Source organism: Deltaproteobacteria bacterium (assembly GCA_019309045.1).
Classification (GTDB): Bacteria; Desulfobacterota; Syntrophobacteria; order BM002; family BM002; genus JAFDGZ01.
This window is the reverse complement of sequence record JAFDGZ010000094.1, coordinates 1-10,296: the sequence shown is the minus strand read 5'-3', so window position 1 is coordinate 10,296 and position 10,296 is coordinate 1. Positions and strand designations below refer to the sequence as shown.

Annotated in this window: 8 protein-coding genes; 3 read left to right on the top strand and 5 right to left on the bottom strand. The window is 54.3% G+C overall.

Going from position 1 to position 10,296, the window contains the following annotated elements; genetic code table 11:
* Positions 1-285 precede the first annotated feature (285 nt).
* The gene (locus JRI89_14925; GenBank protein MBW2072532.1) at positions 286-540 is read right to left on the bottom strand and encodes a hypothetical protein; all 255 of its coding nucleotides are present in this window, start codon (positions 538-540) and stop codon (positions 286-288) included.
* Between the two features lie 439 nt (positions 541-979).
* On the opposite strand from JRI89_14925, the gene JRI89_14920 reads away from it, so the two are divergent.
* Positions 980-1,303, top strand: a complete 324-nt coding sequence (locus JRI89_14920; GenBank protein ID MBW2072531.1) for a hypothetical protein — start codon at positions 980-982, stop codon at positions 1,301-1,303.
* A gap of 155 nt (positions 1,304-1,458) precedes the next feature.
* A complete protein-coding gene (gene ftsH / locus JRI89_14915; protein ID MBW2072530.1) occupies positions 1,459-3,246 on the top strand; it encodes an ATP-dependent zinc metalloprotease FtsH in 1,788 nt (595 codons plus the stop codon).
* A 13-nt stretch (positions 3,247-3,259) separates the two neighbouring features.
* On the opposite strand, the gene JRI89_14910 is transcribed toward ftsH, so the two are convergent.
* Genes JRI89_14910 through JRI89_14900 form a run of 3 tightly spaced genes read right to left on the bottom strand, consistent with a single transcriptional unit; the run spans position 3,260 to position 6,874 of the window.
* Positions 3,260-4,768 carry a leucyl aminopeptidase gene (locus JRI89_14910; GenBank protein ID MBW2072529.1) on the bottom strand — a complete coding sequence of 503 codons (1,509 nt, stop codon included), beginning with the start codon at positions 4,766-4,768 and terminating at the stop codon, positions 3,260-3,262.
* A gap of 38 nt (positions 4,769-4,806) precedes the next feature.
* Positions 4,807-6,156, bottom strand: a complete 1,350-nt coding sequence (locus tag JRI89_14905) for a sensor histidine kinase (protein MBW2072528.1) — start codon at positions 6,154-6,156, stop codon at positions 4,807-4,809.
* Between the two features lie 31 nt (positions 6,157-6,187).
* Complete coding sequence (locus tag JRI89_14900) at positions 6,188-6,874, bottom strand: tetratricopeptide repeat protein (GenBank protein MBW2072527.1); 687 nt, start codon at positions 6,872-6,874, stop codon at positions 6,188-6,190.
* A 405-nt stretch (positions 6,875-7,279) separates the two neighbouring features.
* Here JRI89_14900 and JRI89_14895 point away from each other — a divergent pair, with 405 nt between their 5' ends.
* Positions 7,280-7,636, top strand: coding sequence for a hypothetical protein (locus tag JRI89_14895; protein MBW2072526.1), 357 nt, complete (start codon positions 7,280-7,282; stop codon positions 7,634-7,636).
* Between the two features lie 67 nt (positions 7,637-7,703).
* Here the strand turns inward: JRI89_14895 and JRI89_14890 are convergent, their stop codons facing one another.
* On the bottom strand, positions 7,704-9,815 hold the full coding sequence (locus JRI89_14890; GenBank protein MBW2072525.1) for an acetate--CoA ligase family protein: 2,112 nt from the start codon (positions 9,813-9,815) through the stop codon (positions 7,704-7,706).
* Positions 9,816-10,296 lie beyond the last annotated feature (481 nt).

Genomic DNA, 10,296 nt, shown 5'->3' with positions numbered 1-10,296 from the left:
TGAACTATCTCTGCAAAGAGGGAGTGAAACCGCTCCGCCTGCTGCACGAAGATGAAGAGGCAGAGATCTTTCACCTGTACCAGAGGCACTTTTTCTGATCATTGGTTGTCAGTTATCGGTGAATAAGGTGCAGGGCACATGGCGCAAGGCACAGGAGGTTGCCGGAAATCCGTTTTGGCAGGGAAAAGGATGCGCGGCAACCATGTGGTGTTGTAAGCTTCAGCCTGTGTTTGTCCTGTGCCGATATCCATTCCGAAAAATATTTGCGCCATGGCACCATTGTAATTATGGCCGCAGACGCAACCTAAAGGTTGCGGCTACCGAATGAGCAGCGACAGGGGTAAACTCTTCGAGTCTGTAGGAAGGCTCGTCCCCTGCTTTGCCAATCAATGCCAGAGCCCCGCCACATTCTGAACAGACAAAGATGCCGCTCAGCAGCCTTACCTCACTGTTGGCAGGGTCTTCCAGAGTAATCGTATCTTCCGGAAGGTAATGAGAGATGCCGCATTCCTGACACATGCACTCCATCAGTTCACTCATAACCACACCTCACAGCGAAGTACTCTATTTTTCAGCGCGCAAGATAACCAGAAAAATGGCTCGTGGCAAGAGCCTGGCTGCAGGCCACGGTGCATCATTAAACACCCGGGCAAGGGCGTTTTGACCTCAGTGACATATTCCCGCCGCTGTGGCAGCACACCTCGCTTCAACCAGCTACGCCTGCTCTCTGCAGACAAATTCTCGCCTGCATGTCCAACATATGTTACATGTTAACAGAGACCATTTGACCAGGAGGTGCCATGGACCTCTCCATACCGCCGCCTCAGTAATCCAGAAGCATCCGGTGCACAAATGCCCCATGGACGCCTGGGCATCGTCCCTGGGTGAAGGAACGCAGGATGTCCAGAAACTCATAATATTCCGAGAGATAATGAAAAAATATACCCGCCAGGATAAGAGCCGAGGTTGACATGAAATCATGGCATTCCCAGAGGCCAACGGCGGCTGCCTGAAATTTGCGACTATGCTCTTTGCTCCACAGCCATTCCCGCCGTCCCCCCATATGGCTTTCAGCAAATCAAAAAAACAAGGTCTCAGCATTACCCGGGATGAAAACGCCTCATCTTGCATCGAATCTCCCGCCATGCACTATGCACCGCGTACCTCGCACGGCGCTCCTGCCTCTTGCCATCAGGTTGTAAACTATTCACCAGAAAAGCATGGACATCCGAAATTGAATGCTTATTTTTTAAGAAAATATCTAACAAAAGAGGGACCAAGCGACAGCATTATTGCTCCATAGTTCCCAAAAAAAAGGAGGAGGTTGAAGTGGCAAAGAGGTCGTCCACAGACCAAGATGGCAATTTTCTAGACAAAATCAAATCTTCATTCGGCGACTATCTCCCAAAAGGAGACCCCACTCGCCGCAAAGTTCATTTCTCCATCTGGTATTTTATCATGGCATTTCTGCTTTTCACGCTGATACACGACTACATCATTGCCAGCCAGATAAACACTATAAAGTATTCGCAGTTCAAGCAATATGTCAAGGAAGGCAAGGTCAAAGACCTGGTTTTGAAGCCGCAGCAAATCACGGGCATTCTTACGGTAGACAGGGAAGGCAAGAAAGATAGACCTTTCGTCACTGTGAGGGTTGACGACCCTGAACTGGTTAAACTGCTGGATGAAAAAAATATCAGCTACACCGGCATCGTAGAAAGCAAGTGGCTCGCTGCTCTGCTCTCCTGGGTCATACCTCTTGCCGTGTTCATTCTGGTCTGGCGGCTGCTTCTGGGCCGTATGGCAGGCGGGCCCCAGGGGGTGCTCTCCGTGGGAAAGGCGCGTGCCAAGATATATGCAGAGCGTGAAGTGCAGACCACCTTCAAGGATGTGGCCGGCATTGACGAGGCCAAACAGGAGCTGGAAGAAATTGTCGAATTTCTCAAGACCCCGGAAAAGTTTACCCGCCTGGGGGGCAAGATTCCCAAAGGTGTACTCCTCGTGGGTGCACCTGGAACCGGCAAGACTCTGCTGGCCAAAGCGGTGGCGGGTGAATCTGGGGTGCCCTTTTTCAGCATCAGCGGCTCGGATTTTGTGGAGATGTTCGTGGGTGTAGGAGCAGCCAGAGTTCGGGACCTGTTCGGACAGGCCAAACAACAGGCCCCGTGCATTATTTTCGTAGACGAACTGGATGCCCTCGGCAAGGCCAGGGGTATAAATCCCATGGGAGGGCACGACGAGCGAGAACAGACCCTCAACCAGATGCTGGTAGAGATGGACGGCTTCGACGCCAACGCCGGCGTTATTATCATGGCTGCCACCAACCGTCCCGAAATCCTCGATCCAGCACTTCTACGTCCCGGTCGCTTCGACCGTCATGTGGCTATTGACCGGCCAGATCTTCGCGGCCGCGAGGCAATCCTCAAGATTCACACCAGAGAGGTGAAGCTTGGTCCAGACGTTGACCTCAGCAAAGTCGCCGCCCTCACTCCCGGATTTGTGGGTGCTGATCTGGCCAACCTGGTAAACGAAGCAGCCCTGCTCTCGGCCAGGAGAAACAAGAACAGCGTGGGTATGGCAGAATTCCAGGATGCCATCGACCGGATCATTGGCGGCCTGGAGAAAAAGAACCGCATGATGAACGAGCAGGAGAAGAAGATTGTGGCCTACCACGAGAGCGGCCATGCCCTGGTAGCCATGAGCGTCCCCACAGCGGACCCGGTGAACAAGGTCAGCATCATTCCGCGAGGTATTGCCGCTCTGGGGTACACCCAGCAGCTGCCCACCGAAGACCGCTATCTTATGACCAGAGAAGAATTGCTGGACCGCCTCTGCGTGCTTCTCGGAGGCCGGGTGGCCGAAGAGCTGGTGTTTGGTGATGTCTCCACCGGTGCTCAGAACGACCTGCAGCGCGCCACCGACATCGCCCGCAGCATGGTCACTGAATACGGCATGAGCGAGAAGCTTGGCCTGGTCACCTACGCCAGAGAAAAACGGCCCATGTTTCTGGACACAGGCTTTGTGCCGGGCAAAGAATACAGTGAAAATACTGCTCAGGAAATCGACGCTGAGATAGCCAGACTCATGAATGAAGCCCACGAGCGGGTGCGAGCCATCCTCACGGAAAAGCGCGAGCTGCTGGAAAGACTCGCTCAAAAACTCCTGGAAAAAGAAACCATCGTCAGCGATGAGCTGCAGGAGTTGTTCGGCGCCAAGATGGCGGCCGCCGAAGAGAGTCGGCCATAAGAGGCCCGGTCTTTCACTGGCCGAGCGGCTGCCAGTCACAGAGAAGCTTCGCCAGCATCTGCACGGGTACACCTGTGGCGCCTTTGGGAACAAGAGGCTTATCTTTCTCTTCCCAGGCAGAACCTGCGATGTCCAGGTGTACCCAGGGCACCTTCTCTGGAACAAACTGCTTCAGAAAAATACCGCCTGTAATGGCTCCTGCTTCACGGCCGCCCACGTTTTTCATGTCTGTAATGTCGCTTTTGAGCAGATCAAAATAGCTGTCCCACAGAGGAAGCTGCCACACCTTTTCACCGCTTTTTTCTGCTGCTTCCTGTACCCGGGCAATAAGATTGTCATTGTTTCCCATGATGCCGGTGACGCCGTTTCCAAGAGCCACAATGCAGGCGCCGGTGAGGGTGGCAATGTCCACAATGGCCTGCGGCCGAAAGCGCTCCGCATAACATATGGCGTCGGCGAGCACCAAGCGCCCCTCAGCGTCCGTACTGATAACCTCAATGGTCTGGCCGCTCAGGGAGCGGATCACGTCACCTGGCTTGTACGCCTTGCCGCTGGGCAGATTTTCAGTGCAGGGGATCAGGGCCACTACCCGCAGCGGCAGCTGCAGATCTGCAACAATCTTCATCACACCGATTACCGCCCCTGCACCGGCCATGTCATGCTTCATCATTTCCATGCGTTTGGCAGGCTTGATGGAAATGCCGCCGCTGTCGAAGGTAATGCCTTTCCCGACCAGCACCACAGGCGGCTCGGCTGCCCCTGATGGCTGATAGTCCATCTCCACCATGAGCCCGGGCTCTTCACTACCCTGGGCCACAGCCAGAAAAGCGCCCATGCCGAGCTGCCGCGCTTCCTCCATCTCTATCACCCGAAACGACATCCTGCCCTGCTCTGCTACTTCTCGAGCCCAGTTGGCTAGAATACGCGGCGTTGCCATGTTGGCGGGCAGGGTAACAAGATTCCGGGTCAGGTACACTCCTGCTGCCAGAGCCTCAGCCCTTTGCACCACCGCCTGCAAGTCTCTGTTCCGGCGTTCAGCCAGCAAGACAAGACTTTTGAGCTCTCTGACCTCCTCTTTCTTGGCGGTGCGAAGTTCGGTGAACTGGTAGCTTCCCAGCAAGCCGCCCAGTACGCATGCCTCAGCCACATCAGTAACAGGCGCTGGAAAATCTGCCTGCTCAATAACCGGCACTGCCACAGTGCTCAGTCTTCTCTCCCTGGAATATTTCAGCGCCACAGCCACGGCTTCCTTCAATCGCTGAACCGTAAACTCCTCCCTCTTGCCAAGCCCCACAAGAATCAGGCGGTCAATTTTCAGCCGGCCGTGCACGAAGGAGCACACACACTCGAGATGCTCTCCTTTGAAGTCTCCCGACTCTAGAATTCGCTTTACCAGACCGCTGCTCAACTCGTCCGCCCTTGCTGTACTTTCGAGCAGGACCTCGCTGTCTGCAAAATGGAAGAGGATCAAAGCATCTGCCGCTGTCTCGCCCATCTGTTCTTCGCGAATGGCTATTTCCATTTCTTCTCCTTCATGTGGGAATAGATCTCGAGGAAGCTTTACTTTGGCAGGATGATATAGAAATTGTTTCCCAATTCTTGTGGTTCGTACCCGGCGACTCCGCCGTGGATTTCCACAACCTTCTTCACAAAACTGAGGCCATGACCTGTACCCGGCTCTCCACCCGAGTCGCTGCCGCGGTAGCCCTCCTCGAACACGCGCTCACGCTCTTCCGGGCTGATGTGCGGTCCGCTGCTGAAGACATTGAACTTTATGCCGTCTTTACCTGGCCCAAAGTAGTCTTTGAGAATCTCACGACCAAATGTAATGAACTTTCTTGCTTTGCCGTCCTTGTCCTGCACGGTTCTGGTGTACTTCAGGGCGTTGGAGAGCAAATTGGCAAACACCTGGGAAATGAGGCCCACATCCACAACGGCCTCGATGGCCTCATCCGGCACCCCGCCGGGTTGACTGTCGATGGTGATGCCCCTGGCCTGAAAACGGCTTTCAAAACGTTCCAGCTGCGGGTCTATGATCTCCTTTTTGAAATTGCACCTTCTGGTGCGGGGAATGAAGCGGCCTTCCTGAAAGTGGCTCTTCCGAAACAGGCTCTCCAGAAAAAGGCTGATATTGCGATAGTGCTTGTCAATGTTGCTAAATTCCTCGTTCAAACCGCGATTCACCTCTTCCAGTTCTGCCATTACCCTCTGACGCTTTGCCTGGTCTACTTCAGTGGCCCCGGCAAGCAACTCGGCCAACACTCCTTCCAGCTCCTGGTTCTTCTTGATCTTTGCCTCCAACCGACGCAGGAACAACCGATAAACCATGTTTGGCACTATGACATTGTGCTCAATGTCGGCTACCAGGGCGTTAATAAATTTGAGGTGCTCTATGTTGCGCTGGCTGAGAAATTTATTGGAAAGGGCATAGCCAATGCGATTGGCATATTTTTGAAAGTAGAATTTCTCCTTTTCCGACAAGCGGTTGCCTGGTTGTATCTCCAGCATACCGAGGAGTTCGTGCTCGGGCATCTCCCTGTCGCTGCTGGCAGAAACCACTTTGCCGCGGATGGGGGTATAGAGGGAATTGTCCTGCAGAAAGCTCTCGTCGCGGGGTTGCAGCTCGGCTGGAGCCAGCTTGTCTGGCTCTCCGAGAAATCCCTTTTCACTGGTGCAGACCAGCACCATGTTTTCTCTATTGCGGTCGAATAGATAGAGCCCTGTGCTGAGGGAAAAGTATGATTTGGGCACAACCACACAGACTCTATAAAGGTCCTCCAGCAGATCGAACTCCTGGGCGAGATCAAAGAAGGTTTTGAGGGCGCTGTCCTGGAGGCGGCTGAAGCCATAGCGGACATAGTCCTGCTTTTTCTCTTCAACCCTGGCAAATATGTGTGCCATATCGTCCATGTTCATTGCTTCCTGTCACAGGCGGTAGAAGTCAGTGCCTTTCTCCTGCGGGAGTCCGCAGATCGCGAAGCGCCTTTTCTAAAGGGTAGTTGCCTTCCAACTGCAGCAGCCGTTCCAGGGCGCGGCGCGCCTGCTCGACTTCTCCTGCAGCGGCCAGAGAGAGGGCCAGACAGTGCCAGCTTTCTGGAGCAGCAGGCTCCAGTTCAGTAGCCCGCCTACATGCTTCAACGGCCTCGGCAAAATAATGCTGCCGAAAATACACCATGCCCAGGGCGCGATGATTCTCTCCGTTGTCAGGCGCCATGGCAACAGCCTTCTCGAGAGCCTGCTCGGCGCGGTCGTAAGCTCCCAGTTCTGCCCAGGCCATGCCGAGATTGTAGTAGAGATCTTCCCTTTGCAGTCCAAGATCAACTGCCCGCAGATAGGCGACAACTTCCTCCTGGTGATCTCCAATTCGGCCCCAGCAGTAGCCAAGATGATAGTAAGCAAGAGCATTATCAGGGTCCGAGGCCAACACTTTCAAGTGGTTGCTGATCGCTTCTGCCATTCTATCCTGGCGCATGGGAAGATCAGCAAACTCCGGGCACACCCATCTCTCTTCTGCCGGAGGCGTCGACTGCGGCTGCGGTAAACTGTGGCAGCCTGAGAGGAGCACAAAGACAATTATGCCGCTGACAGCCAGCAAAACTCTCCATTTCAAGACGACATCAAAGCACATCTGATCTCTCCGGACCAGAAAAAAGTTGCCAATTTACCAGTCGCTTTATGTTAGCACAGACTCGCAGAGAGAGTAACAGCTCCGTTGAAGAGTTCGGCTACGGTTACGGTTACGAGGCCCGTTTCGGCTGCCGGCAACGGCTTTCGGCCAATCTTGACCTAGAACAAAGGTCAAGAAGAAAAGCTGTCTTAGTGTGACGGCAGGAAAGGCTGCGCAGCAGGGAGTGTTCAGCTCAGAAGCCATAACTCGGGTATGGGAAAACTACAGGCGGCGCAGGATTGACATTCTCTGAAATGTCAGTAAAATGAAACCAGGTAATGGTGGCGAGATTGTTGATCCTTCCTTATTTCTAATCGTCTATTTTCTAATAATCACAGTACCATATTACCCATGGAGGACAGATTCATGGTAGTGGCCGGCCCTCCTCCAGTTGATCCCAAAACAGTGGCCATGGAAGTCCAAAAAGGGAAATCTCTGGAAGAGATACAGAGGATCTTCGGCATAAAAATGAAGAGCCAGGTTCAGGACCTCTATATTCGAGGACTCCGCCAGCTTGGCGAAATTCCGGATTTAATGCTTCCCAGAAAAAAAAGCAGCAAGCCGGCAAGAACCGTGGACACGGGCTACAGACGGAGCATTGGTCAGAGTGGCAGCATCACCCTGACCAGGGCTCTGCTGCTTGAAAAACTGGGCTTTCGCCAGGGGGATACATTTCAAATTCTCAAAAAAGGTCAAGATATTATCCTGCGCAAGATCGACTGAGTCCAGGAGAAGATGTCCTGAAAAAACCGGCTATGGCCCCCTGGTGAGAATTTCCCTGCGGGACCTGTCAGCGGCCGCTCTGTGCTGGCGAGAGAATGATTCTGCAATCCACTGCCGAGCAACCCTGGCCCTCGGGAAAGACCTTCAAGGGATTGATATCCATCTCTTGAATTTCCGGCAGATCCATGAGAAGCTGGGATACGCGCTGGATAGTCTCGACTATTGCCTCCACATGGGCGGCTGGCTCGCCTCTCACCCCTTGCAAAATTCTGTAGCCCCGGATCTCTTGCACCATTCTCTCCGCCTCAGCCCGGGCAACCGGGGCAATGCGCAGGCATACGTCTCCGAGCACCTCAACATAGATGCCGCCAAGCCCGAAGAGAACAAGCGGACCGAAATTATGGTCTCTCTTGCCGCCCACAATGACCTCAATACCTCCTGCCACCATTTGCTGCAGCAGCACTGCAGGTTCTGCGCCTGCACCCCCGTACTCTTTCGCAAGATTAACAAGATGGTCGTAGGCAGCGCGGACCTCATCTTCAGATGTCAGGTGCAGGAGGACGCCGCCAACATCTGACTTGTGCACGATTGTTTCAACCATTACCTTCATGGCCACGGGAAAGCCCAGGTCTCTGGCACAGGCAACCGCCTCTTCGCTGCTGCTGGCCGCGGCCCACGGAACCACGGCAATGCCATAACAGGAGAGCAGTCGAAAAGCTTCCATCATGCTCAGCTGCCTGGCCCCTCGCAGCACAGCTGCTCCTAGAAGCTGCCGAGCACTGTTGCCGTCAACTGCAAATTCTTCTGCTTCAGCAAAAGTGAAAATCTTTCTGCTGTGTATATCCCGAGAAAAGGCCAGGGCATGGGCAGCCTCCCTGGGTTCACTGAACAGAGGAAAACCGGCATGCCTTTTACGATTGACTCGGAACTCCTCATCTGTGGTGACCACACACAGTGCCAGCGGCTTCTGCATCTCCAGGCAGACTTCCTTGACAGCACCCACCACCATGCGGCTTTCGTCCTGGAAAAAAACACCGTTGTAGTTGTACACCATGAGCATGGCGTCAATATCGTCTCTAGCAAGGGTGTTGCGGACGATGCTTTCAAACAGGTCGAAATCGAAGAGATCGCCGAGATCCATGGGATTGCCGAGACGAATTACCTTGGCTCGCAATCTGCTCTCCACCTGGTGGAGCAGCTCTTCTGGATAGGGCGGCAGCTGGAAGCCATAAGTGGCTGCTGCGTCTGCGGCAACCACGGCGTGCCCTCCGGAGCGAGAGACAACCGCCAGTCGATCCCCTCGAACAGCTGGCAGATGACAGGCCTTGATCATGTCCATGGCGGAGCGCATGTCCACGAACCTCTGGATGCCGCACTGTTGAAAGGCGGCCTGCACCACCTCTTCAGCAGAGGAGAGAGAAGCAGTGTGCGACCGGGCAATGTGGGCGCTTGCCTCGGTAGTATTTGCCATACACGCCAGGATGGGCTTTTTCGCCTGGAATGCCAGCTCCATGAGACGACGGCCATCGCTGATTCCTTCGAGATAGAGAAACACCGCGCCGGTCCCCTCATCCTCGAGGAAATATTCGAGAAGATCGTTTTCGTCGGTATTGAGCTTGTTTCCTATAGAGGCGAATTTGTTGAAGCCCAAACCCTCGGCTGCCAGAGCGTTGAGGAGCGCGCCGCCTACGCCGCCGCTCTGGCTGATGATGGAAAGGCGGCCGACATTGAACTCGTTGCGGAAAGGCATGAAAGGAACTGCCAGGCCATTCTCCTTGTTGATGATGCCTATGCAATTGGGGCCAATAAACCTCATGCCATATTTGTTGACCAGGGAGAGAATTTCCTGTTCCAGGCCCAGACGATCTTCACCAAGTTCGCGAAAACCAGCCGACTCTATAATGAATCGTTTTATGCCCTTGCGGCCGCAGGAGGCGACAATTTCGGGCAGGGTGTGCGCCGGGGTAAGAAGTACTGCCAGGTCCACCGAGTCAGGGATCTCCTCCACGGTCCTGTAGATCTTGTGCCCCATAAAAGAGCCGCCTCGAGGACCTACCAGGTAGACCGTACCACTGTAGTCGAATTCAACGAGGTGGAACACAATGGCTCGAGCGAGATTTGTAGGGGACGGTGAAACCCCCACTACTGCCACACTGTCGGCGTAAAAAAAACCTTTCATCGGCTTCCTCCGAGGGAGACTTATAGGGTACAAGTGCCGCCAGGAAAACAAACGAGGAGGCAAAGAAGAGCTGGCCAGATGATGATATTAAGCGGCAGGGCAATCCTTGTCAATCCAAGAGAAGCAGGCTGCGCTTTTCGTAAATTAAAGCTCTGAGGCGATTGTACCTGCAACTCCGCCCGGGGAGCTCGGCTACGGCGACGGTTACGATGCCCGTTTCGGTGCTCGGCCACGGCTTGCGGCTCTTCCTTCGTTGCTGGGACCCGTTCACTTTCGCGGCAACATGCCCCTCCCACGATTATCGGCTACGGCTACGGTCACGATGCCCGTTTCGGCTGGAGGCCACGGCTTTGGGCTCTTCCTTCGTTGCTGGGACCCGTTTACTTTCGCGGCAAGATGCCGCTCCCACGATCATCGGCTCCCGGCCACGGCTCTCGGTTAATCTTGACCTAGAACAAAGGTCAAGGAGAAAAGCTCTCCT

Coding starts and splice junctions, on each gene's coding strand:
- JRI89_14920 (MBW2072531.1), top strand. CDS start 980: ATGGCATTCCCAGAGGCCAACGGCGGCTGCCTGAAATTTGCGACTATG.
- JRI89_14900 (MBW2072527.1), bottom strand. CDS start 6,874: ATGTGCTTTGATGTCGTCTTGAAATGGAGAGTTTTGCTGGCTGTCAGC.
- JRI89_14925 (MBW2072532.1), bottom strand. CDS start 540: ATGAGTGAACTGATGGAGTGCATGTGTCAGGAATGCGGCATCTCTCAT.
- JRI89_14895 (MBW2072526.1), top strand. CDS start 7,280: ATGGTAGTGGCCGGCCCTCCTCCAGTTGATCCCAAAACAGTGGCCATG.
- ftsH (MBW2072530.1), top strand. CDS start 1,459: ATGGCATTTCTGCTTTTCACGCTGATACACGACTACATCATTGCCAGC.
- JRI89_14905 (MBW2072528.1), bottom strand. CDS start 6,156: ATGGACGATATGGCACACATATTTGCCAGGGTTGAAGAGAAAAAGCAG.
- JRI89_14890 (MBW2072525.1), bottom strand. CDS start 9,815: ATGAAAGGTTTTTTTTACGCCGACAGTGTGGCAGTAGTGGGGGTTTCA.
- JRI89_14910 (MBW2072529.1), bottom strand. CDS start 4,768: ATGGAAATAGCCATTCGCGAAGAACAGATGGGCGAGACAGCGGCAGAT.